Here is a 25900-nt window from a genome sequence, read left to right as displayed (position 1 = left end):
CGCTGTGGGCGCGCCCCATCCTTTCGTTCAGCTCTGCTCTTCGGCGCTCAGGGCCGCCCAGACCTTGTCGCGCTCCGTCGCAGTCACTGGCTCGGCACCCTCTGCCAGGCGCTTGTTAATGGCGGACAGGTCCGGCAGCCCGCCTTTGGTGAACTCGTTTTCACCCAGCCCGGCAATGACGGTCGCGATCGCCTGTTCGCGCGGATCGTCGAACGTCACCGGATCAGCGGGGCTGGTCGATGGCGCCTGTCGGGTTGCCACCGCCTTCGCCTTGGCCTCACCGACAGCACCGATCTTGACGAGCCGGTCGAACTCGTCGTCGGGCAGATCGTCTGGCAAGGTCTCGCCCGTACGGAATACACCGGCCGACGTGCGCAGGCCTTTCGTTGCGACATAGCCCATCAGATCACCGTCGCCTTCAGGGTCGCGTTCGGGCGACCGGGGACGAACAGCGGCGCCGACTGAGACATGACCTGCAGACCGGACGGGTCTTCCTCCTCCCACATCTTCGGGAAGATATCGAGCGGCATCAGGTTGGCCGACTTGTCCTGGATGGCTCCGAAGCAGCGAAGGCCGTGCACGCCGCCGGTCCCGTCGTCCTCGGACGGACGCGCCACCATGACGATGTCGTTCGCCGCGATGGCGCGCGACAGGTTGCCGTCCTGATCCTTGAATCGCCCCGCATAGACCCACAGGCGGAATTCGCCCCATTCGCCAGCATAGCGGACGCCCTCCATCGCCACCTGTGCTTGCAGGTTCGGAGTGTTCGTCACGCCGCGGCGCAGCTCGGCCTCGGCCCGGACACCCGCATTCTGCCGGAAAAAGCCCCATGCCTCGGGCGACAGGATCACGTCGGTGCCGGCATGTCCGGACAGTTCCAGCATTTGCACGGACCAGTCCTCGAACATTGCAGCGATGTCGGATGCGCTGTTCGACCAGATGTTCCCGGCGCCGGTCACCACAATCTCGTTGTCCGGCGAGCGACCGAAGTCGATCTCGACCCGCGGATAGTCCTCGCCCTGCACGATTACCTTGCCATCGATGATCGCGCGTGCGGCCATCCATTCCCAGCGCTCTTCGATCTGCCGACGCTGCGTCGACAGGGTGTCGACCATGGCGTTGTCCATGCGCGCCTGTGGGGTCAGATCACCCAGCAGGTCTTCGCCGGCGCCGCGCCGGATGAAGTCCCCCGGCTTCAGGAAGTGCTTGGGCTTCAGGTACGCGGGCCGAAAGGTCTTCACGTTGAACCCGGACCGACGCTGCGGTTTCGCCTGGACGACGGGCGACACGAACGGCGCCATCGTCGGCAGGTCTTCGAGAATCTCGTCGAAGACGATCTCTTCCTTCGTTGAGAGGTAAGGCTCGGCGCGGAAGAAGGTGTCGAGGAAAAACCGACGCGGGGTGCGGACGGTCCGGATGGTCTCGACCATTTCGGCCGTCGAGTAATAGACGTTCTCGGGCATGTCGATCCTCCCGTTATGCCGCGTCGGGGGCAGCGCCCCACTTGCGGAGATTGATGCCGCGCCCGGACAGGGCGGTCTTGGTCGGCGCCAGCGCGACGCCGTTCAGGCCGACGACTTCCTCGTTGAAGTCGCCGTCGGTGTAGACCGCCAGCAGCTGGTCGGCCGCGAGCGTCAGGGTGAACGGCATGATGGCAAAGGCCTTGGCGGCCGTGACCAGCGCCGACAGCTTGTCGGTCGCCGTGTCGATTTCGAGGACGTCGCCCCGGGCGTATGTGCCGGCGGCGATGGTCATCGGATTGCTGCGGATATGACCCGAGTAGAGATCGTCATCGATGTCGACCGGGTTGATCAACGAGCTTCCGGCGAGTTGCTGAACCATGGTGTGCTCCTCAGTTCACGTTGCTGGGAAAGCGGGCCTTGGCGCGGTCAACCAGGCTCGACTTGGGCTTGTCAGGCGTTGCCGTGTGGCCACCGCCTGCACCCGCCTCCGCGCCGACGCGCTCATCGATCGGAACGATGGTCTGCGGCTTGGCGCCGGGGGCGGCGGCGTTGAGAACCGGGGCCGCCTGCTCGGCGGTCATATCGGTTTCCAGCGCGATGGCCTGCGCCTGACCTTCGCGCCCCTTGGCTGCGTCACTGGTCAGGATCGACTTGATCCGGGCCCGCTCTGCCGTTGCCCCCTCGGCCCGTGCCGCATTCAGCGCGGCGGCGTCGGGTGCGGCGGGGGTGGTTTCCGCCGCCGGGGAATTCTTGTCTTGCGACATTGTCGTCCTCACTTTCGTGGTTGTGCCCCCGGCGGGGGCGGTTGATGCCGCAAGATCAGCGGCGACCTGCTCGAAGGTCCCGACCTCGTCGGCAAGGCCGAACCCGATCGCTTCTTCGCCGAGATAGACGCGGGCCTCGGTGGCCTGCGCCGCTTCGCGTGATAGACGGCCGCCGCGCCCGGCTGCGACCGTATCCAGAAAGATGCCGTAGTGCTTCAGGACCTCGGACTGCAGGTCAGACCGGACGGCGTCGGACAACGGTCCGAACGGATGCCCGTCGACCTTGTGGGCGCCGGCATGGATCAGCGTCACTGCCACGCCCTCGGCGGCAAGCTGATCTGAACGGTCGGCGTGCATGAGAACGACGCCGATGGAGCCAGTGAGCGAAGTCTGCGAGACAACGATCCGGCCGGCGCCGCTGGCGATCCCATAGGCAGCGCTGGCCGCCATGTCGTTGACCACAGCGACGACGGGCTTCTGGGCGTTGATCGCTCTGACCTTCGCCGCGAGCCCAGCCATACCGAGCGCTTCGCCCCCCGGGCTGTCGATGTCGAGGATGATCGCCTTGACCTCGCGATCGCTTGCAGCGTCGTCGAGCTGGGCCCCGATCCCCTCGTAACTGACAAGGCCGGAGGCCGCACCGATCCACGATCCACGATTGACCAGGGACCCGACGATGCTGATGACCGCCACACCGTTCGCTGCGGGCGACAGGGCGTAGCGTCCGTCTCCGCGTTTGCGAGTGCCGTAGAATGCGGTTGCCTCCGGCTGTTCGCGAACCGGCGTCGCCGATGTCGTGGCGATACCCGGAAGACGTCCGTCCAGGGCAGACAAGATGATCCGGGCTTTGTCCGGATGCAGCATCAGCGGCCGGTTGATCGCCCGTTCGGCGATCTGGTGCAGCGCAATGCCGGTCATAGAAATCTCCTTCCAGATCGCGCGGCGAACCGGCGCGACGGTGTTTCGCCGCGCTCGATCGCGCAGGCTTTGGCGGCCTCACGGATCATGCGTTCCAAGGTCGGGAGGTCGGCCCGTCCGAACTTGGTCATGTCCTCGCCGAAGCGGACCTCGCTGACCGACCTCCCCATTGCGATCTCGTCCCGCGCGGCCTTGAGGCGCGCGAGGCGATCGCATTCCGTTTCAGTGGGCATTGTCATCCTCGCCATTGTCTTCGGCCGTGGCCGAGGTCGCCCCGCCGCCGACCCCCATCAGGACAGGTTCCGGCAGGTTGTATTCCGCGCGCAACGCCATCGCCTCGGCACGGTCGGCAAGCACGTCCTCGTAATCGTGACCCAGCTCAGCGCAGATCATCTGCTCGGACAGCACGCCCATGCCCAGCCATGTGCTGTGCGCCTTGGAAAGCTTCACCTCTTCCCCGATCGGCTTCGCGCCGCCGCGCCAGAGCGCACGGGTGGCCGCCAGCCGGTTGTTTAGGAAGCCGACGATTCCGCCCGGGAAGGGGATCGTCCCCCGCTCGATCTCCTCTTCCAGCCATGCTTCGTAGAAAGGCTGGCTGGCCGGGGCGACAATGAAGCGGCGCCGCGCCTTCGTGATCTCGAACATCTCCGCCGACGCCCGGTTTAGCGAGGCGTACGACGAGGCGCTGTAATCGCCCGAGTAGCTCTCGTAGATCAGGCCGAGGCACCGCGCGATTTCACGCAGCAGCATCTTCGAAAACTCCGGGTAGTTTCCGCTGGGGTGCTCGGCGGTGTGGAACTCCAGTTTTTGCTCCGGGAAGAGGTGTGCGACCCTGCCATTCAGCCGATTGTCGAACATCGCGCCGTCGCCATAGAAATCCGCCGCCATCTCCAGATAGGCGGTCATGGGCGAGACGCCGTCACGGACCATCTCCGCCCGCTCCCTTGGGGTCAGCAGTCCCTCAATGGCTTCCTCGGTCGTGCCCTCCGAAGTGATTGTCGCCGCGAAAAGCGTCTGCACGATCGCCGCAGCGAGGGTGGCATCAGACAGCTCGTCGAACTGGCGGATCACCTGCAACGCCGGGGCCAGCGGCGTGATACCACGGCACGTCTCCGGCGGGCCGTTAAACACATGCACCATGCGCGGACGTCCGTAAGCCCCCAAAGCGTTGATGCGTTGGCCGTATATGTTGGCGGCTTCGTCCCGGTGCGGCTTGATCTCGAATCCCAGCGCAAAGCCATCGATGTCCAGGAAGACCCCATTGACCAACCGGTCGGGACCTGACGACCGACGCGACAGGCGGGTGGGTGACATTAGCCGGAACTTAGTCCCGGTGTTCGACCAGGGCCGCTTCTTCCATGCAACCTCGGCCAGTATCTCGCCGGTCGCCAGCCAGTGTTGAAATGCTGCCGCCTGCATTTCGCCAAAGGTCCGGCGGCCTTCGATGTCGCATTCCATCGGGTTACCGGCCCACAGATCCCAGCGACGCTCGACCAGCTTGTTCCAGTCGCGGGCTTCGTCCTTCGACATACCAATTAGCTCGGTCTCCGGCTGCGGCTTGAGCCGCAAACCGGTGCCCACGGTATTGGCGACAGCCTGATCGATCGCGCCCGCCAGCCATCCACTGTTGTGAATCGCATCGACCGCACGTGCCGTGGCTGCCTGCCACGACACACCAATCTCGTCCTGCGAGCGTCGCATCGCCGGGAACCAGTTCTGAAAACTGATCCCCCGGCCACCGCGCATGTAGGCAGATGTCGGTCGCCGGGCGTTTGATGTCGCCAGGTCTCCGCCCGGGGCGGGCGTGGCCTGACCACCCATCAGGCCCTTGAGACGATCGACCAGGCTCATCTACCGAGACCTTCCGTTGAGGCGGGCCCCAAGCCCGCGCAGGTGTGACGTACTTTCGTTGCTGGCAATCGACACTCCCGACGCCGCAGCCTTTGCCGGGATCCTGACCTCGACCGGTGCCCCTTTCGTTGGCCTGCGCGGCGGAACCGTCGGCCCCTTGGGGTCGGCCTTTGCCTCGCTGGCATCGGGGATCCGGTGAACGTTCAGGCTGTAGGCCGCCGCCGCACACAGGGCCTCGCAATCGAGGTAGTGGTTGTCGCGCTGCCGCTTGATCCAGGTCGGTTTACCGTCGACCACGATCCGTTCTTCGGACACCAGCTGGCGGCAGTAGTCCTCGCTGATATCCTCCGGCAGGTAAAAAGCGCCGGGCTGATCGAGTGGCATACGCAGGCGCGCCATCACGAGGCTTTTGAAGAAATCTGACGACAGGTGAACCATCTCGATCGACTTCTTCGACCGGCTGCCGTCCTTTTTGACCTCGATCTTCGCGGTGCGGTAGGGCTGTGCGGCCACGTCTTTGCCCTTTGTCGCATGGCATAGCCAGGACATCTGGTGGACGTACGAATAGACCCTGTGTTCGCTGCCCGGGTTCTTCTTGTTCGGGCGAAAGCCCGAGTCGATCAGGCAACGTTCGATCTGCCAGCCATCGATCGGCGTCATCAAAACGTCCGTCAGATCGTTCCAGACTTGGTCGTCGTCCGTTGGTCCGAACAGCTGACCATAGTCGATCAGCCAGGAGGTGCCGCGCGCGCCGAATGCCCGGATTGCGAAGTAGAGGCTTGTCCCCTGAACGTCGACGCCGGCCACGACACGTAAGGTCTGCTCGGGCACGACGCCGCGCTTGTACGGCAAGATGCGCGTCGCCTTCACATCCTCCCATTCAGGCACGTCGCCAGCCCCGGCGATGGCGTAGCATTCACCGAAGGACGCATTCAGCGCGGTCTGGATCCGCGAATGATCCCCAGAGGCAAGAGCCGTCAGGTACGTCTCCGCCCGCTGACCGATCGTGACAAAGGGTGAGCATAGGCCAGATGTCCAGAAGGACAGGGTCGAGGTCTCGACAGGGGCACCGGCAATCTCAGGGCCATCGTTCACGAACCGGATCGTCTCGCCGGGCGCGACCATGTCGCCGCGGGCGTTCATCCATGCCTTGTCGTCCTCAATCAGCACGCCCCCGCAGTGGGGGCATTCGACCCATGCCTCCGCGCGAGCCCGGGCCGGTGTCGCACCTTTCGGCCATTTGAGGCAGTCCAGGCGTGGGACGAAGTAGGTCTCGCACTGGCGACATGGCCACGCGAAATGGTGTCGTGTGCCTTCCTGCCAGAGCGACCAGATGGCGCTCTCGATGTCGTCCGGCTCGGCCTTCGACCAGAAGCGGAGACCGCTGTCGTCGTCGAGGTCGGTCACGATGAGGCCTCGGCTGCATGTGGACACCACGCCCGTGACGAAATCGGCATAGGTTTCGCCGCGGGCCTCGACCAGGCCGAGCACGTCGCCCTGACCTTTCACGTTCGACAGCATCTCGTCGTATTCGTCGATCAGTGCGAGCGCAGCCGGGTCCGACTTCAAGGCAGACGAGGATCCGCCGTGCGCCAAACGGACGGGCACGCCCGCGACATGCTTCAGCGTTTTCTTCATCCGACGGCCGCGGATCACCTTCGCCGCGAGCGTCTGCGCCTCATCCAGCAGTGACATCAGCCGTGGCTCGAACTGGTCGCGGATGAAGTCCGCCGTCGGACCGACGTAGAGGATCGGTGCCGGTCTCTGGTCGAGCCGGGCGCCGATGACGTCCAACATGTTGTCCGACTTGCCGGACTGAGCCGCCGTGACGGCGGCCGCTCTGCGGTAGCGGCGATTGCGATACATGCCGCCGTCGTGCAGCGCCGACGAGAACGGGATCATGTAGGGCGTCAGCCAAGGGTCGCGTGGGCCCGGCAGGCCCGCCGTTTCCGGATAGACGCGATTCGCTCGTGCCCATTCCGCCGGGGTCGATCGGCTACTCTTCGTCCAGATCGACGATGCCAGCTCGTAGAGCGACCGCGCGACCTTCTGCCCGGGCCCTGATACGATCGATGACACCGTCCGTTTCCGCCTCGATTTTGCGCCGCAGGTCGAGGTCACGTGTGACCCGTGCGGCAAGTCCGCTCATTTCAGAAAGCACCAGCGCCGCGAGGTCTGCGACGACAGCCGCAGCATCCTCGCTGGGTATGAGCCGCCCCTCGCGCTCGGCGATCCGCAGTTCTACTTCGCGGGTCCGGGCATCCGAAGCGCGGTTTGCCGAAGCTGCCTTGTTCCCCTTTTCCAGCAGGCTCTCGTAGTAAGCGACAATTCCGCGGACCAATTGGTGAAGGTCGTACACGCCGCGCGCTGAGCGCTGGAAAAAACCGTCCGTGGCCCGGAGACGCACCCATCTCGTCGTCATGCCGACAAGCTCAGCCGCCTGGGTCTGTGTGATCGTTTTCGGAAGGTCTGCCATGTCAGAATTCGATCCGATCAACGGGAAGGGAACCAGATTTGGAGAAAAGCAAAAAATGGGCGAGTCCCGGGGCAGCGGCTACCGCCCTTGCTGGCTTGGCCCGAACGGTCCCTAACGGGGGGGGTGGTGCCAAAATGTCACGCACCGACCCCCGCGCCGGCCGGCCGCCAGCCGCGTGGCCGATGCGCCACCCGGCAGTCAACCCCGCGAGAGCCGTCAGTCCACCGCGCCCTTGGTCATCCGCTTGATCTCATGGGCGAGACGTTTTGGCAGATCGCGCCGTCCAATGGTTTCGAAGGTGGCGCGGCTTTCGCCTTCGACTATCTCTTTTGGAACGGCTGGCCCCCATAGGGGCCGGGCCGCATTGTTCCGCCCGGATTTGGAATTGAAGCCGCGCGTGTTGATGAACACATGTCCGTTCGGCATTCGTTTGCCTGAGGCTTTCGACCCGGCGAAAATGAATGCGCGATCGAAGAGTTGCCGATTGCCCCACGGCGATGCTTTCGTTCCGGCTTTGATTTGCGTCGGATTGAATTCACCGAGGGGAATGAAACGACCCGTCGATTTGATTGTCGCCTCGAAGGTGCGGTTCTTTACGGACGCCCGCTTCAATTGAATGCGACCGAGGCGGCGCAGTTTCGTATTCGTGAGACCGACCTGTTTCGAGAGGGCGCGCGTGACGCCGGTGAGTGCTTTGCGGGCGGTGTGGTTCAGGGCGCGTTCGGCGGCCTTGTCGAACTGCTGCCCTGAGAGCCTGGCCGCAGCGTCGCGCATCTGTTCGATGCCGTCTCCGGAGATCGACACGGCGACGGATGCACCTCGTGCACCAGCTGCCTGGCGGGACGACTTGTCCGCGAGTTGCTTCAGCGATTTCATATTTGGAATCCGTCGCAGTGGTAGATGAAGGGCGCTATGGATGATCAGGTTTTTTTTGAGAAAAAACCTATCATCCCACTACCAACTGTTCTGCAAAGGCCGCGCAGGGGGGGCCACGACGCAAGGATTGGCCGATTTTGTTTAACAATCTCAAATCACGAATTGTTACAGCAAGAGGCGCGGGACGCTGCAAAATGCCGATGATAGCCCTAATTTTCTTGGCGATTGTGCGAGTTCGAATTTTCACCAAAAAAAATGCAATGCGGAAATCTCCGCAGACACCTCTGTTTTCGACGTCCGACGTGTCGCAAACGTGTGTCCGCTGCTGAAACTGACGGACATTCACGCGGACATTTGTGGACATGGCGTCCGGAGATGTGTCCGGAATGATAAAACGTGATTGATTTCACTTGGAAAAGTTGTGCGGACAGCTTTTCGCGCGTCACGCGACCTTGCGTCCGCACCCTGTTCTGTTTGCGACATTGCGGACAGGCCGGACAGGAAATGTCCGCGAAGGGGCAAAACCTGTCCGCAGGGGTGATGAGGTTAGTGCTTCACTACAGATCGGAGGTGCTTTGGGACCGCTCGCGGCGCTTCCGCAGGATGCCTTTGACCCGATCATGCGCCGCGCCGAAGCTGTCCAGCCACGCAAGCCTGATGGCCAACGGCTGCTCCCGCAGCCACGAATAGGGCAGCACGAAACCGGCGAGAATGTAGAGCAGAATGATTTTGATGTGATCCATGTCCTATTCCTTCAATTCTCTTGGTCTGATTGTGTCGCATCGCGTTGCAAATGGCTTGAGATCGGTAGAGACGAGGTTCAAATATCTACGCTTTTCTGCGCGCCGCATTTCGTGCACTCGTAGGATCGCCAAGGGCCCAGTGCCTGAAAGCGTGTCATCTTCCAAACATGGCGGCAAAAGAGGCGGCGTATCCAGCCCATCACTCCCTCCACTCTGACAGCGCGGCGCGGACCTTCGCCAACACTTCGGCGCATCCGTCGTATTCATCGCTGGGGCCGATCAGCACAGCCTCAACGTCGAACAATAGGTTACGCAGGCGGGTGTTCTCTGCTCCCGCATCATCGGCCCGTTTCTTTTCATCTGCTGCCAGCCCCGCCCACATCAGCCGCGACAGGTTGGGCGGCCAAGGTGCGCCGACTTTCTCTCGCAGGGCTAGCCGCACATCGTCATAGCCCTCGGCTTTGGCGCGCCATGCGTCACGACGGCGATAGGCTTCGTCGCGTTCGGTGAGTAGGCGGGCGTTCTCTGCGATCAGCGCCGCCTCGCCAATCGACGGCGGCAATTCCATATCCCGCCTTGGCATGGGGTCCAACTTTGGCGCCGCGTTGTCGGTGGTGGTCATGGGCGATCCTCCTTGCGCACATCATCTGTAGTGTCAGGTGTCGCATCATGTCCGCACATGACCCAGACCGTAATGCGACCGCACTTGCATTCGGTGCGCTGCTGAAATGCGCCGCCGGGACGCCACACCTTTTCGGCATTTAGTCCGCATTCTGGGCAGGGGGTTGCGGCCATATCGACGGGGTATCTTGCTCCAAACGCGCTCATGGCTTGGCGCTCCCCACACTGGCGACGATAGCGGCGACTGCGGCGGGGTCGTCGGCGATGGCGCGGATAGCTTTTTCTACCCGAAGGCAAGCACGCTCTGGAGATGTCCCTTCGACGTAATCGTTGCGAATTTTCTTGCAGTCTTTCGCCGCCCGTTCCAGCCCCGCCCGCACCAGGGTGGCAGCCCTGCAATCTGCACCTGGGACAACGTAGGTTTTCACCTCCATTGAGGTCCAGCACGAGTGGCACTCGCAGGCGTTTAGTTGTGCCGCCGTATTGGAGCTGGAGAGGTCGGCACGGTTGGCCAACAACCGACCGAGTCCCGCTATCAAGGCCAGCAGCTGGTTGCCGTCCATGTAATTGTACCGGTATCCAGACACCTTTACTAAGTTGCCACCTTCAAACTCAAGGTCGGCCATTTTCATATTGCGAAGGTCATTCATCGGGCTTCTCCATTTCGATTTCGTTGGCAGCGGTGAAGAATTGAGATCATCGTCCCACCACGGATCATCCCAAAGACCCGCATCTACGTCGGCCCAATACGTTCCGCAGGGCATGCAGTAGGGCGAACCTTCCTCTGTGGGGGCTTTGCAGGACCGGCAAATTTCGGCTTCCGCATCTGCTAATTCCAATAGGGCTTCATTGAGTGAAAACTTGGTCATGTCGCACCGCCTGCAACGCCTGAATCCACTTGCAGCGAATCCGGACCTTCTGCTTTCTCACGCGGAGCGAAGAGCGCCTCGGCCCGCGATGTGGCATCCATCCGGCGATCCATCGTGACGACCGGCTTCTGTCGCGAGAGCATCTGCCGCAGCTTGTCCACTCGGCCAGTCAGGCGAGAGTTGATCAGCCAGAGGCGTTTGATGGCATCGGCCTGCCGGTTGTTGCGATCCGCCATGTCGCGCAGCTCGCGCGCCATTTCCGCGTTCTCCTGCCGCAGCCGGATGTTCTCACGGGTGAGCCATGTCATTCCTTTTCTCCAATCGCTGTTTCCCCGGCAATCTGGGCCGGACCCTTTGCATCCTTCCGGCGGGCGCTGGCCTGCCGCTTCTTCTCGATTTCGCGGTGGACGTGAGCGGCGGCGCCGTAGGCATCGAGGACCGTCATGGCCTCGGCGCAGTCGGACAGCATGGCGGCCTCCTCGACGTTCAACGTCAGGACCGTGTCGGCGATATCGCCCTTGCGATTGGTGCAGCGGCGGACGAGGCCACCCATGAAGGTGGCCATCTCGTCCAGCGTCATCTTGCGTCGTCCGGCCATGCGGGCACCCCCATCTTTGTCAGGCGCTGCGAGATGATCGACAGGCCGCGGTCGCGCAGCGTGTAGGCATGGACGCGGGCGATTCCGCGCTCGCGCACCAAGCGGGCGAACGACATGTCGTAGGCCTCGGCCTGACAGGCCGCGCTGACCGCGCGGGACATGTCGATGGCGCGCGTATCGCGCAGGTCGTTCCCCACCAGAATGTCGGCGGGCCAACGAAGCGCGGCGAGCATGCGCGTGACCTGCGCGGGCGTCGGGTCGATCGGGCGCTCGGCCTCGTTCTCATCCACCGGCACCACAGCATCCCAGCCTTCGGCCATCCGCTGCTCGTAGCTGAGCCTGAAGGTCGGCATTGCGCCCCGGATCCCGCCCGGCCCGACGCGGCCGACGGCACGGCGCTGCCAGATCATCGCCTCGACGATCCGGTCTCGGACAAGGGCCGGTGACCAACCTTCATGTCGGGAATCGGAAATCACCCGGCGAACCTCTCGATCTCGTTGCCCCAGGCCGTCCAGCCTGGGCGGGTCTCGCGCGCGAACATTTCCAGCTTTGTGTGGTCTGGCCATGCAGCCTCGATCTGTTGAACCACGGCATCGGGCTTGCGGCTGTGCTCGCGCTGCTGACCGGTGATGACGCTATCCGGGAAAGGGCAGGGTCGGGGTAACGGGAACCGACCGCGCTTGCAGATCAGCAGGAGCTCGTGCCGGTTGCGGGCCCAGTAGCCGGTGGCGATCCGGTCCTTTACCCAAACGATCTGGCTGACGTATTTGAAGCCCCACGCGGTCGGAACAGCCATGGACCGGGCCAGCATGGGGGCCGTCGTCCAAATGAAGAGCATGGCATCCTTGGCCGCCCAGTCGCGGACGGGCAGGGCGCATATCTCCGCGTCGGTCATCACGGGGTAGTGCCGCATGGCGTTCCGGCCCGGCTTTGCCTGGCTGTTGCTGGCGAATTTCCAGGGCGGATCGGCGTAGATGATCTGGACGTCACCCATTACCAATAACCCCGCCGCACCGTTCCCTCGGGCTCGCCGGACATGGCAATGTCGTCGGCGATGACCTTCTTGAACTGACCGAAGATGCCGGCGGGCGTCACGCCGTCCTGAAATGCGATCTGTGCAACCGTCATGCCATTCGTGCGGCGACGGAGGCGTGACAGCAGGATGAGATCGTCTTGGCGTGTGGCTTCGGGCATTACTGAAAATCTCCCAGATCAAAAGGCAGGTCGTCGCGCGGGTTGGGGCCGTCTTCTTGGGCATCGCCTTGCTGAGGATCGGCGCGCGGGCGGCGGCTCATGCCCGGCGGCGGTGGAAAGCCGAACACGTTCTTGCCGGTCAGCCAGACGTGGTCGGCAGTCATCTGGATGATCCCCTTGCCGAACAACTGATCGCGGGCGCGCGCGGCGGCCTTGCGGTTCGCCTCGGTCCGGCGGCGCTTGGCATCGTCCTCGGTCTCGCCGTCCTTCACCTCGAGGGGTTCGGAATCGTCGTTCATGACGGACCGCAGGCGTTCCGATATCTCGGTCTTCATGACGATGCGGACAGAGTTGGGCAGCTTCATCGCGGCCGGCGCAGGCGTGCCCTTGTCGGCCACCACGTCGTAGATCGCGCGCAGCACCAGGGCGTTCACGCCGCTGACCCGGGATCCGCTGTCGTCCTCGCCGCTGGCATCGCCCAAGGGGGCCGCTACGACGCAGGACGTGATCTCGTCGCCGTCGCGGTCGTGGCCAAGAACGACCTGCGGCAGCACGAAGCGTTCCGTGATTCCGTCCTCGCCCTCCTTCATCTTCGAGATCGACCACTCACGGACTTGGCGACCGTTCGCATCGACGACCTCGTCGACCTTTCGAACGGAAATCGAGGAGTCGACCGCGGCGAAGAGAGACGTGTGACCGCGCGGCTTCAGGCCGCCGGCGTTCAGGTGGTGAACCAGCATGACGTGGGCCCCGGTTTCGCGCCGGATGTACTCGCACCGCTCGATGATGGCGCCCATGTCACGACCGTCGTTCTCGTTGGCACCCGGCGTGGCCCGGTTGAAAGTGTCGATCACGATCAGCCGCAGCGGCTGGCTCATAGCCGCGCCCCATGCGACGGCCTCGGCCGCCAGCGCATGCGCGTGCTCGTCGCCACCGAAGAGGTCGATCTGGGACTGTAGCAGGACGAAGGGCAGATCCTTGTTCGTGCAAAAATTGTGCTGGGCATAGGCGGGCAGGCGGCGACGCCGGACGCCGGCGGCGCTTTCGCCGGCCTGATAGACGACCGCGCCTCGCTCAGACTTGTGGCCGAAGAACGGCACCCCACGTGCCACGGCCATAGCCAGTTCGATGGCGAGGAAGCTTTTGCCGCTCTGGCTCTCCCCGACGACGAGGCTGATCTCGTTCTGCGTCAGGATGCCCTTGATCAGGGGCTTCAGCTCAGCGCCGGGACGAGGGATATCCAGCCAGGTCACGGCGTTGAATTTTGACTGGGGCGCCGCCGGCTTGTAGGCTTCGGCCTTGTCGGCTCGCAGGCGGTAGAGCTCCTCGGCATTTCCACCGGCGGGAATCCAGTCGTCGACGCTGCCCTTCGGGGGCAGCTCGGGCAGGTTCAGGATGCTGACGGACTTCGCAATGTCCTTCAGGTTCGCCCCGACGATCTGCGCGTGATCGCGGCCAGCCGCATCGTTGTCGGGGATCACGACAACCTCGGCACCGGCCAGCCATTGGGCGAGCTCGCGCGGGAACTTGCCGGCCCCACCGTGATTGCAGGTCGCCGGCACGCCTATGTCGCGCAGCATGTCGACCTTCTTCTCGCCCTCGACGATGAAGATGCACAACCCGGCCGCCACGTCCTCGATCAGCTCGGGCAGGCGGTAGGGCAGGGGGACGGCGCCCTGGTTCTTGTACCGGAAACGGCCCTCATGCTGCGGATCGGGGCGGCGCTGCAGGAAGGTCTTGCCGTGGCCCTTGGGCGACGCCGGATCGTTCCAATCATAGCGCACGACCTGATAGGCGAGCTTGCCATCCTTGTCCGCATAGTCGTAGGCGGCGGTCAGGCGGGCGCCATCGGGAACATGGTTTGGGATCCAGTTGCCGTCGGCATCTAGGCGCGGCGGCGGTCGGTCGCCGCTGCCCTTTCCCTGCTGCATCGGTGGCCGGTCGTCCTCGACGTAGTAGCCGTTGTCGCGAAGCCAGTTCACCGCGTGTCCGCCGTCGACCGTCTTGCCCGTCGACCTCGCGATGAACCACAGGACGCCGCCGCCCTCGTTCTCCTGATGGTCGTAGAACTGGCCCCTCTTCACGTCGACCGAGATGCTGCCCTGATTGCCGAACCGCAGCTCGTCGCCCTTCGACAGGTTCTTGTTCGGCTCGCCCAGCAGTTGCTCGGCCACCGCGCGGGCATGGGTCGCGAACTTGTCGCCGGTATCCGTGGCCATGCCTATGACGCCCTGACCAGGTGATAGCGCGAGATGCACCGGGAAGAGGGCATGCCCCATTTCTTCGCCAGCTCGCCGATCTGCGCATAACGGCCGCCGGTGTCGCGCAGCGCATTGTCCCGGGCCTCGGTCCAAACAGGAGAGGCCGCATGCGGTGCGTCGATCGACGGCCGAGGCGCAGGCGTTTCGGCTGTGATCGGGGCGCTATTTAATGGTTCGGGATACGGTGCAGGACAAGATGGCAGCGGCGACTTGGCCGCCGATGCACCTGTGCACTTGCCGGCCTGCATGATCTTCAGCCCACTATCGCGCTCTGCGAGGCGCAGCAGGTCTTGGTCGTTGCCGCGCAATGCCATGCTCTTGTCATAGACCCGGGCGCGCGGGCGTACGGGGAGATTGTCGCGCTTGCTGAACATGTGAATGTTCGGCTGGGGCCGGTTGATGATCTTCGAGATCAGGGGCGTTGGCCAGTCGTGCGCCCAGAGCGCACGGATGACGATCTTGTCGTCTTCTCGTAGGCGTTTCCCCGCACCGACGGCGACCCTCTTGCGCTCAGCCATTTTGCGCACTCCGCAGCGGGAGAGGAGTTGCGATGTCAGCGCCGGGGGCGCGGATCGCAGAAACATACAGGATCAGGGCCAGAGCGTCGGCTTCATTGTCATCGACCGGACGGTAGCCGAGAATTTTCAGCATCTGCGCCACGGCGATCTTGCTCTGACCTTTCGCAGGCCGGTGCTTCAGAAGGTGCTTGCGCACGCTCTGGACGGGGGCCTCGGTCAGGCGGGGGACGCGGTAGATGCGGGCCTGCGCCTCGGTGATCGCGCACATGCCGAGCAGCAGACGAATCGTGGCGAAGTTTGTCGTCGCCCGTCCCGTCACCTTGTTGACCATGTGCCGCGGGTCCATCGGCTGCTCGTAGCAGACCTCGGTCACGTCATGTGTCGAGAGAAGCTCGCCGATCCATGACGTGTACCGGGCGAAGCCGATTGACTGATCTTCTGTCGAGCCTGAGAAGCGGATCGACCCCGACGTAATGGGCTGTCCAGGTACACCAAGGGCCCATCCGGTCGTTGTGGCAAGATCAAGGGCAAGGATACGTCCGGTCATGAGTTCTCCGTCCCGGGGCAAGCCCGGCTGTGCGTCTGAATGTCGGTGGGTCAGTGGGGTACGCCCGCCCGTGAGGGCGGGCAGACGGATCAGTTTACGCTGGTCAGGGTGGTCTTGGTCGTCTCGGCCTTGGGCGGAACCGACGCGGGTCCGGACAGTCGGTCCTCTTTGCGTGCGGCCTGTTCGTCGGCGCCCTTCACCACACGGCGCATCATCTCGATCACGTCGTCGTCGAACTGATCGCGCGGGCCGTTAAACAGGCCAATGTGGCCGGCGGTCTGGATGAAGGTGCGCAGGTAGTGCGACTGCTCTGCCGGGTCCTTCTTCTTCAGCCGCGCGACTGCGGTGACGGCCTGCTTGTTCAGCGCATACTTGTCGCAGAAGTCCTTCGTGTACTTGGCCGCGGTGCCGTTCTGCTCGCTGGCCTTGTCCTTCGCGGTGTTGATCTGAGCGATGCCGTCCTGTGTCGCCTTTGCGGACAGAGTGACGTTGTCGACCTGATCAGCCTTGATCGTCTGGGCCATTTCCGGCCTCCTTCGCTGCTTTGTCCGCCAGCATCTTTGTGAGCCGATGGCGAACTTCCGGCTCTTTTTCTTCGGGAAAGGGGAGGGGATCGACGCGGGCCACATGATCTGGCCAGGCGAGATCGCTGGGCCAAATGTGGGCGATATGACCAAGCGCCTGATCCATGCGCCGCGACGAGAAAGGGAACGAGGTGAGGCCGACGGCAGCGCGGCGCGCCTCCGCAAAGAAGCGGCTGTCGTTCAGGATCAGAGCGGACAGTGCCGCGGGGCCAGTGCCGAAGTGGTCACCGAGTGCCGAGACCAGCGTCCACAGTCGATTGGCGGCGTCGTGGGAAAAGGATGGGCGCGCGGTTGGCATGTCAGTCCTGTCTTGCCTCGAGGGTGGCGCGGGCCGCATTCAGCGCCTCGATCGCCTCGTCGATTTCCGCCAACGCGTCGCCGCGGCACGATGCGCCGGCCGACATCTCGGCGGACAGGATCGCAGCGACGGCCTCGCCGCATTCCTTGGCGATGATCCCGGCCTGCATGGCGCCGTTTTGAGATGACGCTCCGACCTTAGGCGCGAGACGCCGCGCCAGCATGCGGGTCATCGGGTAGCGACCGGCGGCATCCTCGAGCGCGATGACCTCGGCTATGGTCCAGTCCAAGAGGCCTGCCCGCTTCTTGGAGAGCGTGCCCTTCGCGGTTCCGCGCCCGTATCGCGCATTGATCGCCTCAGCCGCAGCGTCGAGGCAACCGAAGGTGCCATCGATCAGCGCACCCACAAGGGCGTTGATCTGCGTGCGGTCAGTCATGAAAAACCTCGTTTCCTTGGCGGGACGGAACGTCGCAGGCAGGTTGGCGGTATGGAAAACGCAGCATCACACCTCCTCCGCCTGAACGCCGACAACATCGGAGGGGAAGAAATCCTCGGCTTTCAGGCCCCAGCCATTTGCGGCAGAGGCGCGCATGAGGATGACTTGGCAATCGGCAGGGATAAGCCCGCCGGTGCCGCGCTTTTCCTTCGTTACCATCCACTTACGGATGGACGAAACGGCGCGTTCACACGCGCTGGCGGTGGCTTCGAGACCACCACACTTTTCGATGACATGCTTTGCGGGTTCCATGCGCCTAAAATCCCGATAACCGGGAATAAGTCAAGGCGAAGAATCCCGATTAACGGTTATTGCCTATCGGGACAGTGGGAATGAAGCATTGGCTCATGGAAAAAATCGATGCTGAGTGGATCCGCGCCAGGCTCTTGGGTTATCACGGCGAGCTTGGTGAGCTCGCGGACTGGGTCGGGATATCCCGGCAGAAGATGAGCAAGATCATGTCGGGCGAACGCCGGATTCAAGCTGCAGAGGTTCCGGATATTTTGTCGTTCTTCGAGGGGCGCGATGAAAGCAATCGCAAGATCGAAGAGCTTCCATTCCGTCTCAGACCACTCCCAGTACCGGACTTTGAAGGAGCCGAAGCCCCTCGCCTCACCGACAATGAGAGGGCGGCAATCGAGAGGGAATTGGACCGTGCATTGGTCGATGTCTTTGCCGTAGAGGCATCTGCTGGAAACGGTTCGGCTGTTGCTGAGCACGAAGAAATTACAGCGCAGCTGGCATTCCCGCGAGATTACTTGCGCCGCATCACAACGTGCCATCCACGGCACCTTCGGATCATCAGCGTCAAGGGCGATAGTATGGCCCCGACCCTCCAAGACGACGACATCGTGATGCTCGACTCAAGCAAGACAGATCTTAGCTGGGATGGCCTTTTTGTTCTGCGATACGCAGACGCCCTTCATGTGAAGAGAGTGTCCCGATCCACCACGCGCGGTTATGTTCGAATCATCTCGGATAATCGCCTGTACGAGGCGCTGGACTTGCCGGCCAATGATGTGGTCGCGGTTGGGAAGGTGATTTGGTCAGGCGGGAAGATCGGATGACGCTGCAATAGTCGCTGAATCTTCTGTAGTTTGACAACCCCCGCGCGCACGGAATCCCGAACACGCGCTTGCGCACACACCCGTAGAATAACCGTTCCGCTTGTTGCTACGTCTCACGTCTCAACGTTGAATTTTTTGGAACGTCGGTGTCAAGGCGCAAAATGCGCAGGTCGTAGTTGGGGTGGGGCCTTTAGGGCCCCATCCCCTTTCCCCATCAGCGCCCTGCATCTGATGCAGATGGCAACGTAGCACCAACACCCTCGTGCGAAACGTCGGCGGAAGCTGAGGTGTGCGCTGACTGATTCGGTTCATTCGGGATTGTTTAAATTCCGAATGTCGGGATTTTTAGGTTGACATATTCCCGATAAGCGGGATTTATGGGAGGCATCCAGCTACGGAGGCCAACCACATGACACCCAAAATCGAAACGATTCGTCCCGCTCCGATTGCGGTCCAAATGGCCCGCGACAGCATCGATCTGATGACGCAGGAGCAACGTGTCGCTCTCGCCATCGAGATCGTGCGCGACATCACCTCGTCGCATTGCGTCCAGCATCTGCTGCGGCTGGGATCGCAGGCGACAACGACCGGAAATGAGATCGCGCGAACCGCGCGCATCGCTGCAGCTGAAGGTCGCGCCTGATGCGCGGCCTCATCGCATACCGTCTTCCCGAAACCATCGTGTCCGATGCAATCGGGATGATCTGCCTAGTCATTGCCGGTGGCGGGATCCTCTGCATCTTGGCGGGCCTGTCATGAGCGCGACGACCGAACAGGACATACGGACCTACGCCGAGATTGCCAGTCAGCTGCACATCGAAGGTGTGCCCGACCAGGTGCTCGAAGCTGCGGGCCACATCGTTGCCGACGCTGCGTGCTGCAAGGAACTGCGGCTGCTCGTCCTGCAGTCCCTGATGACAGCGACGGCTAAGGAACTTGCACGCATCGCGCTGGACGTCGCCGAAACATCGCCCACCGAATTTTTGGCGGCCACGACCCGCATCTTTCAGGATGACGCCGCTGGCGAAATCGCCCGTCAGGGTATCCAGCGCGGATATTCGATTGGCGATATGCGCAGCGCGACCTTGCGCCACCGCGGGGCGCAGTCGTGAACAGCACCGTCAGCAAGATCGAATGCGCCGATCGGGACCAGTGGCTACATCTGCGTCAGCGCGACGTGACCGCCTCGGTGGTCGGGGCGTTGTTTCAGTGCCACCCGTTCACGTCGACATTCGACCTCTACCACGAGAAGCGTGGCACGCTGTCGAGCCGCAAGGCCGAGACCGACGCAATGCTGCGTGGCACGCTGCTTGAGCCCGTCGCAGTCGAGCTGATCCGCCGGGCTCGTCCTGAATGGAAACTCACCTATAGCGCCGTCAGCCTGATCTACTACCGCGACTCCGCAATCCGCCTCGGCGCGACACCCGACGTGCTGGTTGATTGCCCAGTGCGCGGGCCGGGAGTCGTTCAGATCAAGACGATGACCGCAGGTGACTTTGCGACGAAGTGGGTGAACGAGGACGGCCAGCAGGACGCCCCGCTCTGGATCAACCTGCAGGCCGAGACCGAACGTCACCTGACGGGCCGCGGCTGGGCGGCCGTTGCCGCCATGACGATCGACACACGCGCCAACCTTGGCATCGAGATAATTGATGTTCCGGCCATCGACGGCATCGTGACGACGATCGAAAACGAATGCCTGGCCTTCTGGGATCGCGTTGCGAACGACGACGAGCCGACGCCCGACTATGCCTCCGACGGCGAGACAATCCGTAACCTCTATCCGGTGCACGACCCGGACAGCGCTGTCGATCTGACCGATGCTGCCGACTTCGAACACCTTGTGGCCCGTGCCGCCACGCTGCGCCGGGCACGCCGCGAGGCTGACGCCGAGCTGAACGAGATTACCGCAGAGATCATGCACCGCATGGGTGGGGCGGAGGTCGGATACCTGTCCGGCGGTCGTGCCATCACATGGCGTCGCGAGCGGACGTCCGGTCGCTTTATCGCGCCGTCCGATGGCCGCCGTTTGATCCTGCCCAAACCGATGGGGGCATGGGTCGATGCGTAACCAAAGCACCAACGGCATGCAGCAGATGTGGGCGTCGGCCCTTTTCCTCATCGTGCGCGATATTGTCGAGCCGCCGAAGTGCCACGCGGACCCGGTCATCGACCAAAACCGGCGAAACGTCTGGGCATCACGGTTCGCGTACTTCCGATCGAAGGATTTTCGCGAGGTCGCGCTTTGCGCCGGTATCGACGGCGAGGCCGCGGCGCAGCGCCTCATGAGACTTGCCGGCGATGAGGCCGCCGCCCGCGAATTTGTCCGCCTTCTTATGATGCCAGCCAAACCCGAAAAGGAGCATGAAGATGCCTGATGGAAGCCATTCCCCGGTAAAGCAGACGCTTGTCGTCGACCAGGTCTTCGGGGCTAACAAGGCCCCGGTGGCCGAGGTCCTCGCCGCCGATTTCGACGATCTTCTGGCAGAGATCGAAAAGACCTGTTCTGACGCGAAAGACGGAGCCCCCGCGAAGGTCACCACTGAAGCCGACCTAATCACCGCCGGTCGCCATGTGACGGCCCTCGGCGCGCTGTCGAAGCGCATCGATGCCGCGCGGGCGGAGCAGAAGCGACCCATCACCGACACTGGGAGAGCGATCGACAGTTTCTTTCGCATTGCGGAAGACCGTGTCGCCGCCGCGGCGCTACCGATCCGCCGCGCCGCCGATGAGCATGCCCGCCGCGTGGCGGCGGAAGAGCGCGAACGCCAACGCCGGGTTCAGGAAGATGCGAAGCGCAAGGCTGAGGCCGCCCAGGCGCGCGCTGACAATGCAAAGTCTGAAGGCGCCGCCGCACGTGCCGCCGCAGAGGCAGAGGCACAGTCCGCTATCGCCGACGGAGCGACCGCCAACAAAGCTGCGCCGGTCCGCGCCGAAGGCGTCACCGCCAGCGCCCGGACATCGTGGGACTTCGCCATCGACGACAACGGCGCCCTCCGGGCGACGCTCGGGCAGCTCGGTCCCTTCCTCGATGACGCCGCGATCGAGAAGGCCGTCCGCGCGATCGTCCGGATCCACAAGGGCAACACCAGCCTGCCGGGTGTCCGCGTCTTCGAATCCACCAAGGCAACATTCCGGTCATAGGAGAACCATCATGACAGGCACGAAGAAGACCGCGCAGGCGATGAAACTGGCGGCAACCTGGACGCCGAACGAGACGCTGGCCGCATCCATCGCGAAATCGATGATGCTTTCGCACGGCGCCACGATCGCGGGCGGCAAGCTCCGCATCGAGCTCGCGCTGTTCGCAGAGCACGACAACGTCGATCGCGTTCAGGCCAATGCTGCTGCGCTCAACGAGCTGCGGGCGAACCTTGCCTTTGGCGGCACCATCCACGCTTGGCACATCACGGCCGGCGCCGCGCCGCGCGCGATGGTCCTCGATGTCTTCAAGGATTTCGCACCGGTCAGCGGTGCCGCCAACGACGACCCCGATCCCGATCCGGCGGGGGCTGCCGCCGCGACGCCGCCGGTCGCAGATGAAACCACCGATGCAAAGGACGCAGCATGAATGCCCAGCCCCAAACTCTGACCGACATCGAGGTCAAGGAACGCGCGCGCGATCTCCGGCGCAAAGAGATGAAGGAGATGACCTTCAACGCCGACACGGCGCTTGTCATGGTGCCGACCGATGGTCGCGACCTGATGGATAAGGCCAACGCCATGTCCACCGCCGGCCTGATGGTGAAGGACATCTTTCGCGACAATCCCGGCGCCTGCGCGGGCCTGATCATGATGTGCGCGCCGTATCGCATCAATCCGTACCAGGCATCGTGGAAGTGCTACCAGGTCAAGGCCGACGCGCCGCTGGCGTTCGAGGCTCAGCTGATCATGGCGATGATCAACACCTCGGCGCCGATCAAGGGCCGGCTGAAATACAGCTTCGACGGCGAGGGACCGACGCGCCGGGTCACCGTGTCCGGCGTCGACCGCGATAGCGGCGAGGTGCTGGAATACACCAGCCCGATGCGCAAGGACATCGGCGTGCAGAACAGCCCACTGTGGAAGAACGACCCCGATCAGCAGCTCTGCTACAGCGGCGGCCGCGCCTGGGCGCGTCGTCACTACCCCGAAATTCTGATGGGGGTTTACGATCGGGAGGAGCTGATCGCGGCGCCCAACATGCGCGATGTGACTCCGGCCGACGACGATGCGCCCCGCACCGCGGCGGCAAAGATGCAGAGCCTCGTCGATCAACGGGACCCCGCCAATTCGGCGGGCACACGGGGGGAGGGTGACCGTCAGGCCGAAGAAGCCGAGGCACCCGACCAGGGGGGCGGCGACACTGACCCCGCGGCAAAGTCCGCAGACGTCGCCCCCGACACCGCCAATCATAGCGACTCCGGCGCAGCCTCTGCAGGTTCCGCCGACACGGATCAAGACGAGACGGCTGACAAGCCGGACAAGAAGGACACCGACACCTCCCCCACCTCGGACGAGATCGAGGCGGCCCGGACGCGCGGGGTCGACGCTCACGGCATGGGCATGGCCCTGAAAGCGGTGCCCGGCGAGCTGCGCGAGAATACTGCGCTGGCCGAGGCCTGGCAGAACGGATGGAAGGAGGCCCGCGACGCGGGCTGATCCGACCGAAGAGGCGGGCAGCGCGATCCGTAGCTGGCAGCGCGCAGCCCCATCGGGGCCGGGGAGATGCACCCCCGGTCCCACCCCCAACCGCCGGCCAATCCCATTTTCAGGAGAGTTTCTCATGCCGCCCAAGTTCGTTGTCTTCGACACGGAAACGACCGGTATTCCCTTGTACCGCGACAAGGCCACCGGCCAGCCCGTCCCTGCAGATGATCCGCGCCAGCCGCGCATCGCATCCTTCGCCTACATCGTCGCCGACGAGGCCGGCGATATCATCAGCGACGGCAAGGCCTTCGTGCGGCCCGATGGCTGGCGGATGGCAGACTTCGACGCCATGGCCTTTGCAGCGGGCAAGACACCCGCTTCCGAGATCAACGGGCTGACCGACGACTTCCTGCAGTCAGTCGGTGTGCCGATCGGTGACGTGCTGGCGCTGTGGAATGGCTTCCTTGACCAGGGCCTGATCGCGGTCGCCTTCAACGCCCAGTTCGACTGCAAGATGATGCGGGCGGAGCTGCGCCGCGCAGGTATGCCTGACCGGTTCGAGGATACCCCGAACATCTGCGTCATGCGCGGTCTCGATCCCTACTACCATGACGGCCTGATGATCCGGAACGGGTTCGTGAAGCTGTCTGTTGCCTGCGAGTACTTCGGGATCACGAACGACAACCCGCACGATGCCGGGGCCGATACGGAGGCCGCCCGGGCCATCCTCGCCCGTCTCATCGTCGACGACCGGTTGCCGGAGGCTAGGGTCCACCTCGCGAAGGGGAGGGCCGCCTGATGAACGACGTCGAAAAGAAGCTCGCAAAGCTCCTGAGTGATCATTTCGCGCAGCCCGCCGAAGAGATCGTCACCGGTACGACGATGCAGGATCTCGGCATGGACAGCCTCGACGGCGTTGAACTGATGATGCTGCTCGAGGAAGAGTTCGCGATCGAGATCGATGATGGCGCGGCGGCCGAGGCGATTACGCCGGAGGCCACCGTTGCCGATCTCGCGCGGTTCGTCACCTCCCAGAAGGGGGAGGGGGCCACGTCATGAAAATCATGAAGGAAGCGTTGACGGCGATGTCCCTTCTGATTGCGGCGCAGTTCGACCGGCACGGCGGCCGCCTGCGCTTCGGCGCAGCTCCACGGGGTGGGCCGAAGCCGGAGTTTGGCGAGGGTTCAGACAGGGCGCGGGCTCGCTTGGCGGCGAAGCGCAAGGCCAACAAGTCAATTCCTGATGCCCCGATCATGACCCGGCAACGGCGGCGTCAGGCCGAGCGTCTCGATGCTAAGGCAATGAAGCTGACACCGGCCGAGGTCGGACGTCAGAGGATGGCGGAGAAGAAACGCCGGCGACAGGAAGAGATGGCGGCGTTGGTCCGGGAGTACACCGATCTTGCGAATGAGAACATGGCGGCGGCACCGTGACGTGGGTTCAGCAGAAGACGCCGCAGGGCGCATCGGGGCAGACACAGGCTGAATGCGACTGCCCCCATCCCCCAAAATGCGCCGAAGGCGGGTGCCGCCATGAGCGGCCCCGCGACCGGCACCCCGCCACCAACATCGGAGAGTGAGACGATGGCCGACAAGATGATCACCATTCGGATGACCGAGAAGGAGGCCGAGCGCCTGCAGCTGGGCCTTGCCGACCTGTTGTGCTGGGTATCTGGCTTCGTTGCCGCTCGCGAGGGTACCGACCTTGCCGGTGAGGAACCAATGGGACGGCAGCAGACCCGTGACATGAGCGCGAAGCTACTGGATGCCATGGATGAAGCAGAGGATGCGACGGTCGGCCTGCAGCACATGCGATATCTGATCACGACGTTGGAAAGCGGCAGCACGTCTCTGGCGACAATGCAGAAATACGGGCGCGACGCCGCCGCGATGCTTCGGACGATCGCGGCATCATCGGGGTACGTCCTGTGACGTGGTCGCCGCAGCAGGCGGGTGCACTGATGTCAGTCGACGTCTGGCACAAGGCTTGTATGGCCGACATCGCCATGGGTCGCGCGCTCGAGAAGCCGGTCTTCCGTGTGTTCGGTTATGCCGGCACGGGCAAGACCTCGATCGCCAGGCATTTCTCGACCGGGATCGAAGGCCGCACCGTCTACGCCGCCTATACCGGCAAGGCCGCGATGGTGATGAAGAAGTCCGGCTGCGCGGGCGCCAGGACGATCCACAGCCTGATCTACAGCGTCGAGCAGGACGAGGCGACCGGCATGTTGCAATTCAAGTGGAACGCAGGCAGCGATGCAGCCGACGCGGCGCTGATCGTTATCGATGAGTGCTCGATGGTCGACGCGTCACTGGGCGCCGACCTGCTGCGCTTCAATCGACCGATCCTCGTGCTCGGTGATCCGGCCCAGCTGCCGCCGGTCAAGGCGCGCAACGACAACGGCACGGGCGCAGGCTTTTTTACCGAGGTCGCACCTGATGTCATGCTGACGGAGATCCACCGGCAGGCCGCCGAGAATCCGATCATCAGGATCGCGACGGATATCCGGGAAGGACGCGAGGTCCGGGCCGGAACCTTTGGCGACTGCCGCGTTACGCCGCGCGAGAACATCACCATGGGCGACATCAAGCGGACCGACCAGGTGCTGGTCGGGCGTCGCGACACCCGCGACACCTACAATCGGCGCATCCGTGAAATCATCGGACGTGAGAGCGCAATGCCGGTCGTTGGCGACCGGATCATCTGCATCAAGAACGACAAAAAGCTTGGAATTTTCAACGGCGGCCTCTTCGAGATCGCGGAGATTGAACCGCAGACGAGCATGCAGAGGTCAGACGGAAAGCATACGATCCGCTTCAACTCTCTCGACATGCCGGACCGCGACATGATCGAGGCCGAGGTTCTGACCAAGTGCTGGACCGGCGATATCGAGGGCATGCCATGGCAGGAGAAGCGCGGCACGGCCGAGTTCATGTACGGCTATGCCCTGACCGTCCACAAGGCGCAGGGCAGCCAGTGGAGCGACGTCACCATCTTCGACGAGAGCGGCGTGTTCCGCGATGACTGGCGACGCTGGCTCTACACTGGCGTCACCCGCGCGGCCGAGAAGGTGACTCTGGTCACCAATCGTGGCGCCGCCTGATCCCAACAGATTTGCAGAGGAAGC

At 63.5% G+C, this 25900-nt stretch carries 37 protein-coding genes; 13 read left to right on the top strand and 24 right to left on the bottom strand.

Annotated features, from left to right (window positions below; genetic code table 11):
- Window positions 1-27: 27 nt before the first annotated feature.
- The 24 genes from BUA54_RS05455 to BUA54_RS05340 all read right to left on the bottom strand — a co-directional run bounded on the left by BUA54_RS05455 (window position 28) and on the right by BUA54_RS05340 (window position 17329).
- Window positions 28-402: a hypothetical protein gene (locus tag BUA54_RS05455; RefSeq protein WP_072856231.1), complete on the bottom strand. Its 375-nt coding sequence runs from the start codon at window positions 400-402 to the stop codon at window positions 28-30.
- Complete coding sequence (locus tag BUA54_RS05450) at window positions 402-1463, bottom strand: major capsid protein (RefSeq protein ID WP_072856230.1); 1062 nt, start codon at window positions 1461-1463, stop codon at window positions 402-404. The genes BUA54_RS05455 and BUA54_RS05450 overlap by 1 nt, the downstream gene beginning before the upstream one ends.
- A gap of 13 nt (window positions 1464-1476) precedes the next feature.
- Window positions 1477-1842, bottom strand: a complete 366-nt coding sequence (locus BUA54_RS05445) for a hypothetical protein (RefSeq protein WP_072856229.1) — start codon at window positions 1840-1842, stop codon at window positions 1477-1479.
- 10 nt (window positions 1843-1852) lie between these two features.
- Window positions 1853-3145, bottom strand: coding sequence for a S49 family peptidase (locus BUA54_RS05440; protein WP_072856228.1), 1293 nt, complete (start codon window positions 3143-3145; stop codon window positions 1853-1855).
- Entirely contained in the window at window positions 3142-3378 is a 237-nt protein-coding gene (locus BUA54_RS05435) for a hypothetical protein (RefSeq protein WP_072856227.1), read from the bottom strand. The genes BUA54_RS05440 and BUA54_RS05435 overlap by 4 nt, the downstream gene beginning before the upstream one ends.
- Window positions 3368-4996: a phage portal protein gene (locus BUA54_RS05430; protein ID WP_072856226.1), complete on the bottom strand. Its 1629-nt coding sequence runs from the start codon at window positions 4994-4996 to the stop codon at window positions 3368-3370. The genes BUA54_RS05435 and BUA54_RS05430 overlap by 11 nt, the downstream gene beginning before the upstream one ends.
- Window positions 4997-7075: a terminase gpA endonuclease subunit gene (locus BUA54_RS05425; RefSeq protein ID WP_072856225.1), complete on the bottom strand. Its 2079-nt coding sequence runs from the start codon at window positions 7073-7075 to the stop codon at window positions 4997-4999.
- Entirely contained in the window at window positions 6993-7472 is a 480-nt protein-coding gene (locus tag BUA54_RS05420) for a hypothetical protein (RefSeq protein WP_072856224.1), read from the bottom strand. The genes BUA54_RS05425 and BUA54_RS05420 overlap by 83 nt, the downstream gene beginning before the upstream one ends.
- A gap of 216 nt (window positions 7473-7688) precedes the next feature.
- Window positions 7689-8348, bottom strand: coding sequence for a phage tail protein (locus tag BUA54_RS05415; protein ID WP_072856223.1), 660 nt, complete (start codon window positions 8346-8348; stop codon window positions 7689-7691).
- Between the two features lie 557 nt (window positions 8349-8905).
- A complete protein-coding gene (locus BUA54_RS05410; RefSeq protein WP_072856222.1) occupies window positions 8906-9091 on the bottom strand; it encodes a hypothetical protein in 186 nt (61 codons plus the stop codon).
- Window positions 9092-9290: 199 nt separating this feature from the next.
- A complete protein-coding gene (locus BUA54_RS05405) occupies window positions 9291-9713 on the bottom strand; it encodes a hypothetical protein (protein ID WP_072856221.1) in 423 nt (140 codons plus the stop codon).
- A gap of 202 nt (window positions 9714-9915) precedes the next feature.
- Window positions 9916-10581, bottom strand: a complete 666-nt coding sequence (locus BUA54_RS05400) for a hypothetical protein (RefSeq protein WP_143155360.1) — start codon at window positions 10579-10581, stop codon at window positions 9916-9918.
- Window positions 10578-10889, bottom strand: a complete 312-nt coding sequence (locus tag BUA54_RS05395) for a hypothetical protein (protein ID WP_072856219.1) — start codon at window positions 10887-10889, stop codon at window positions 10578-10580. The genes BUA54_RS05400 and BUA54_RS05395 overlap by 4 nt, the downstream gene beginning before the upstream one ends.
- The gene (locus BUA54_RS05390) at window positions 10886-11179 is read right to left on the bottom strand and encodes a hypothetical protein (protein ID WP_072856218.1); all 294 of its coding nucleotides are present in this window, start codon (window positions 11177-11179) and stop codon (window positions 10886-10888) included. Before BUA54_RS05390 ends, BUA54_RS05395 begins: the two co-directional genes overlap by 4 nt.
- Complete coding sequence (locus BUA54_RS20530; protein ID WP_143155359.1) at window positions 11158-11655, bottom strand: hypothetical protein; 498 nt, start codon at window positions 11653-11655, stop codon at window positions 11158-11160. Before BUA54_RS20530 ends, BUA54_RS05390 begins: the two co-directional genes overlap by 22 nt.
- Window positions 11652-12173, bottom strand: coding sequence for an MT-A70 family methyltransferase (locus tag BUA54_RS05380; RefSeq protein WP_072856217.1), 522 nt, complete (start codon window positions 12171-12173; stop codon window positions 11652-11654). Before BUA54_RS05380 ends, BUA54_RS20530 begins: the two co-directional genes overlap by 4 nt.
- Complete coding sequence (locus BUA54_RS21735; RefSeq protein WP_281250633.1) at window positions 12173-12307, bottom strand: hypothetical protein; 135 nt, start codon at window positions 12305-12307, stop codon at window positions 12173-12175. The genes BUA54_RS05380 and BUA54_RS21735 overlap by 1 nt, the downstream gene beginning before the upstream one ends.
- A 65-nt stretch (window positions 12308-12372) precedes the next feature.
- Window positions 12373-14592 (bottom strand): AAA family ATPase, encoded by a 2220-nt coding sequence (locus BUA54_RS05370; protein ID WP_072856215.1) that lies wholly within the window; start codon window positions 14590-14592, stop codon window positions 12373-12375.
- A 2-nt stretch (window positions 14593-14594) separates the two neighbouring features.
- A complete protein-coding gene (locus BUA54_RS05365) occupies window positions 14595-15152 on the bottom strand; it encodes a hypothetical protein (RefSeq protein ID WP_072856214.1) in 558 nt (185 codons plus the stop codon).
- Complete coding sequence (locus tag BUA54_RS05360; RefSeq protein WP_072856213.1) at window positions 15145-15699, bottom strand: hypothetical protein; 555 nt, start codon at window positions 15697-15699, stop codon at window positions 15145-15147. The genes BUA54_RS05365 and BUA54_RS05360 overlap by 8 nt, the downstream gene beginning before the upstream one ends.
- A gap of 89 nt (window positions 15700-15788) precedes the next feature.
- Complete coding sequence (locus BUA54_RS05355) at window positions 15789-16223, bottom strand: hypothetical protein (protein WP_072856212.1); 435 nt, start codon at window positions 16221-16223, stop codon at window positions 15789-15791.
- Window positions 16201-16581, bottom strand: coding sequence for a hypothetical protein (locus BUA54_RS05350; RefSeq protein ID WP_072856211.1), 381 nt, complete (start codon window positions 16579-16581; stop codon window positions 16201-16203). The genes BUA54_RS05355 and BUA54_RS05350 overlap by 23 nt, the downstream gene beginning before the upstream one ends.
- A 1-nt stretch (window position 16582) precedes the next feature.
- Window positions 16583-17017 (bottom strand): hypothetical protein, encoded by a 435-nt coding sequence (locus tag BUA54_RS05345; RefSeq protein WP_072856210.1) that lies wholly within the window; start codon window positions 17015-17017, stop codon window positions 16583-16585.
- A gap of 66 nt (window positions 17018-17083) precedes the next feature.
- Window positions 17084-17329: a hypothetical protein gene (locus tag BUA54_RS05340; RefSeq protein WP_072856209.1), complete on the bottom strand. Its 246-nt coding sequence runs from the start codon at window positions 17327-17329 to the stop codon at window positions 17084-17086.
- Between the two features lie 95 nt (window positions 17330-17424).
- On the opposite strand from BUA54_RS05340, the gene BUA54_RS05335 reads away from it, so the two are divergent.
- From BUA54_RS05335 to BUA54_RS05275, 13 genes are all read left to right on the top strand, one after another.
- A complete protein-coding gene (locus tag BUA54_RS05335) occupies window positions 17425-18144 on the top strand; it encodes a S24 family peptidase (RefSeq protein ID WP_072856208.1) in 720 nt (239 codons plus the stop codon).
- A 409-nt stretch (window positions 18145-18553) separates the two neighbouring features.
- On the top strand, window positions 18554-18787 hold the full coding sequence (locus tag BUA54_RS05330; RefSeq protein WP_072856207.1) for a hypothetical protein: 234 nt from the start codon (window positions 18554-18556) through the stop codon (window positions 18785-18787).
- Window positions 18788-18899: 112 nt separating this feature from the next.
- Window positions 18900-19256, top strand: coding sequence for a hypothetical protein (locus BUA54_RS05325; RefSeq protein ID WP_072856206.1), 357 nt, complete (start codon window positions 18900-18902; stop codon window positions 19254-19256).
- Window positions 19253-20215: a YqaJ viral recombinase family protein gene (locus BUA54_RS05320; protein WP_072856205.1), complete on the top strand. Its 963-nt coding sequence runs from the start codon at window positions 19253-19255 to the stop codon at window positions 20213-20215. The genes BUA54_RS05325 and BUA54_RS05320 overlap by 4 nt, the downstream gene beginning before the upstream one ends.
- Complete coding sequence (locus tag BUA54_RS05315) at window positions 20208-20522, top strand: hypothetical protein (protein WP_143155358.1); 315 nt, start codon at window positions 20208-20210, stop codon at window positions 20520-20522. Before BUA54_RS05320 ends, BUA54_RS05315 begins: the two co-directional genes overlap by 8 nt.
- On the top strand, window positions 20515-21288 hold the full coding sequence (locus BUA54_RS05310; protein ID WP_072856203.1) for a hypothetical protein: 774 nt from the start codon (window positions 20515-20517) through the stop codon (window positions 21286-21288). Before BUA54_RS05315 ends, BUA54_RS05310 begins: the two co-directional genes overlap by 8 nt.
- 10 nt (window positions 21289-21298) lie before the next feature.
- Window positions 21299-21715: a hypothetical protein gene (locus BUA54_RS05305; RefSeq protein WP_072856202.1), complete on the top strand. Its 417-nt coding sequence runs from the start codon at window positions 21299-21301 to the stop codon at window positions 21713-21715.
- Between the two features lie 77 nt (window positions 21716-21792).
- Entirely contained in the window at window positions 21793-22785 is a 993-nt protein-coding gene (locus BUA54_RS05300) for a recombinase family protein (RefSeq protein WP_178352708.1), read from the top strand.
- A 124-nt stretch (window positions 22786-22909) separates the two neighbouring features.
- On the top strand, window positions 22910-23572 hold the full coding sequence (locus BUA54_RS05295) for a 3'-5' exonuclease (protein ID WP_072856200.1): 663 nt from the start codon (window positions 22910-22912) through the stop codon (window positions 23570-23572).
- Complete coding sequence (locus BUA54_RS05290; protein WP_072856199.1) at window positions 23572-23832, top strand: acyl carrier protein; 261 nt, start codon at window positions 23572-23574, stop codon at window positions 23830-23832. The genes BUA54_RS05295 and BUA54_RS05290 overlap by 1 nt, the downstream gene beginning before the upstream one ends.
- Window positions 23829-24206 carry a hypothetical protein gene (locus BUA54_RS05285; protein WP_072856198.1) on the top strand — a complete coding sequence of 126 codons (378 nt, stop codon included), beginning with the start codon at window positions 23829-23831 and terminating at the stop codon, window positions 24204-24206. The genes BUA54_RS05290 and BUA54_RS05285 overlap by 4 nt, the downstream gene beginning before the upstream one ends.
- A 150-nt stretch (window positions 24207-24356) precedes the next feature.
- Window positions 24357-24704: a hypothetical protein gene (locus tag BUA54_RS05280; RefSeq protein ID WP_143155356.1), complete on the top strand. Its 348-nt coding sequence runs from the start codon at window positions 24357-24359 to the stop codon at window positions 24702-24704.
- A gap of 29 nt (window positions 24705-24733) precedes the next feature.
- Window positions 24734-25876 carry an ATP-dependent DNA helicase gene (locus tag BUA54_RS05275; RefSeq protein ID WP_072856196.1) on the top strand — a complete coding sequence of 381 codons (1143 nt, stop codon included), beginning with the start codon at window positions 24734-24736 and terminating at the stop codon, window positions 25874-25876.
- Window positions 25877-25900 lie beyond the last annotated feature (24 nt).

The organism is Loktanella atrilutea (assembly GCF_900128995.1).
Taxonomy (GTDB): domain Bacteria; phylum Pseudomonadota; class Alphaproteobacteria; order Rhodobacterales; family Rhodobacteraceae; genus Loktanella; species Loktanella atrilutea.
Note: the sequence above shows the minus strand (reverse complement) of the source record. Positions and strands in the feature narration are given on the sequence as shown.

Excerpts from the sequence above, each read along its gene's own strand:
- BUA54_RS05390 (WP_072856218.1), bottom strand. The coding sequence starts at position 11,179 with ATGGCCGGACGACGCAAGATGACGCTGGACGAGATGGCCACCTTCATG.
- BUA54_RS05450 (WP_072856230.1), bottom strand. The coding sequence starts at position 1,463 with ATGCCCGAGAACGTCTATTACTCGACGGCCGAAATGGTCGAGACCATC.
- BUA54_RS05455 (WP_072856231.1), bottom strand. The coding sequence starts at position 402 with ATGGGCTATGTCGCAACGAAAGGCCTGCGCACGTCGGCCGGTGTATTC.
- BUA54_RS05345 (WP_072856210.1), bottom strand. The coding sequence starts at position 17,017 with ATGACTGACCGCACGCAGATCAACGCCCTTGTGGGTGCGCTGATCGAT.
- BUA54_RS21735 (WP_281250633.1), bottom strand. The coding sequence starts at position 12,307 with ATGACGGTTGCACAGATCGCATTTCAGGACGGCGTGACGCCCGCCGGC.
- BUA54_RS05285 (WP_072856198.1), top strand. The coding sequence starts at position 23,829 with ATGAAAATCATGAAGGAAGCGTTGACGGCGATGTCCCTTCTGATTGCG.
- BUA54_RS05360 (WP_072856213.1), bottom strand. The coding sequence starts at position 15,699 with ATGACCGGACGTATCCTTGCCCTTGATCTTGCCACAACGACCGGATGG.
- BUA54_RS05395 (WP_072856219.1), bottom strand. The coding sequence starts at position 10,889 with ATGACATGGCTCACCCGTGAGAACATCCGGCTGCGGCAGGAGAACGCG.
- BUA54_RS05380 (WP_072856217.1), bottom strand. The coding sequence starts at position 12,173 with ATGGGTGACGTCCAGATCATCTACGCCGATCCGCCCTGGAAATTCGCC.
- BUA54_RS05290 (WP_072856199.1), top strand. The coding sequence starts at position 23,572 with ATGAACGACGTCGAAAAGAAGCTCGCAAAGCTCCTGAGTGATCATTTC.
- BUA54_RS05305 (WP_072856202.1), top strand. The coding sequence starts at position 21,299 with ATGACAGGCACGAAGAAGACCGCGCAGGCGATGAAACTGGCGGCAACC.
- BUA54_RS05310 (WP_072856203.1), top strand. The coding sequence starts at position 20,515 with ATGCCTGATGGAAGCCATTCCCCGGTAAAGCAGACGCTTGTCGTCGAC.
- BUA54_RS05370 (WP_072856215.1), bottom strand. The coding sequence starts at position 14,592 with ATGGCCACGGATACCGGCGACAAGTTCGCGACCCATGCCCGCGCGGTG.
- BUA54_RS05325 (WP_072856206.1), top strand. The coding sequence starts at position 18,900 with ATGAGCGCGACGACCGAACAGGACATACGGACCTACGCCGAGATTGCC.
- BUA54_RS05330 (WP_072856207.1), top strand. The coding sequence starts at position 18,554 with ATGACACCCAAAATCGAAACGATTCGTCCCGCTCCGATTGCGGTCCAA.
- BUA54_RS05350 (WP_072856211.1), bottom strand. The coding sequence starts at position 16,581 with ATGCCAACCGCGCGCCCATCCTTTTCCCACGACGCCGCCAATCGACTG.
- BUA54_RS05420 (WP_072856224.1), bottom strand. The coding sequence starts at position 7,472 with ATGGCAGACCTTCCGAAAACGATCACACAGACCCAGGCGGCTGAGCTT.
- BUA54_RS05445 (WP_072856229.1), bottom strand. The coding sequence starts at position 1,842 with ATGGTTCAGCAACTCGCCGGAAGCTCGTTGATCAACCCGGTCGACATC.
- BUA54_RS05275 (WP_072856196.1), top strand. The coding sequence starts at position 24,734 with ATGTCAGTCGACGTCTGGCACAAGGCTTGTATGGCCGACATCGCCATG.
- BUA54_RS05415 (WP_072856223.1), bottom strand. The coding sequence starts at position 8,348 with ATGAAATCGCTGAAGCAACTCGCGGACAAGTCGTCCCGCCAGGCAGCT.
- BUA54_RS05405 (WP_072856221.1), bottom strand. The coding sequence starts at position 9,713 with ATGACCACCACCGACAACGCGGCGCCAAAGTTGGACCCCATGCCAAGG.
- BUA54_RS05400 (WP_143155360.1), bottom strand. The coding sequence starts at position 10,581 with ATGACCAAGTTTTCACTCAATGAAGCCCTATTGGAATTAGCAGATGCG.
- BUA54_RS05440 (WP_072856228.1), bottom strand. The coding sequence starts at position 3,145 with ATGACCGGCATTGCGCTGCACCAGATCGCCGAACGGGCGATCAACCGG.
- BUA54_RS05435 (WP_072856227.1), bottom strand. The coding sequence starts at position 3,378 with ATGCCCACTGAAACGGAATGCGATCGCCTCGCGCGCCTCAAGGCCGCG.
- BUA54_RS05315 (WP_143155358.1), top strand. The coding sequence starts at position 20,208 with ATGCGTAACCAAAGCACCAACGGCATGCAGCAGATGTGGGCGTCGGCC.
- BUA54_RS05280 (WP_143155356.1), top strand. The coding sequence starts at position 24,357 with ATGGCCGACAAGATGATCACCATTCGGATGACCGAGAAGGAGGCCGAG.
- BUA54_RS05410 (WP_072856222.1), bottom strand. The coding sequence starts at position 9,091 with ATGGATCACATCAAAATCATTCTGCTCTACATTCTCGCCGGTTTCGTG.
- BUA54_RS05430 (WP_072856226.1), bottom strand. The coding sequence starts at position 4,996 with ATGAGCCTGGTCGATCGTCTCAAGGGCCTGATGGGTGGTCAGGCCACG.
- BUA54_RS05335 (WP_072856208.1), top strand. The coding sequence starts at position 17,425 with ATGGAAAAAATCGATGCTGAGTGGATCCGCGCCAGGCTCTTGGGTTAT.
- BUA54_RS05365 (WP_072856214.1), bottom strand. The coding sequence starts at position 15,152 with ATGGCTGAGCGCAAGAGGGTCGCCGTCGGTGCGGGGAAACGCCTACGA.
- BUA54_RS05300 (WP_178352708.1), top strand. The coding sequence starts at position 21,793 with ATGACCTTCAACGCCGACACGGCGCTTGTCATGGTGCCGACCGATGGT.
- BUA54_RS05340 (WP_072856209.1), bottom strand. The coding sequence starts at position 17,329 with ATGGAACCCGCAAAGCATGTCATCGAAAAGTGTGGTGGTCTCGAAGCC.
- BUA54_RS05355 (WP_072856212.1), bottom strand. The coding sequence starts at position 16,223 with ATGGCCCAGACGATCAAGGCTGATCAGGTCGACAACGTCACTCTGTCC.
- BUA54_RS05295 (WP_072856200.1), top strand. The coding sequence starts at position 22,910 with ATGCCGCCCAAGTTCGTTGTCTTCGACACGGAAACGACCGGTATTCCC.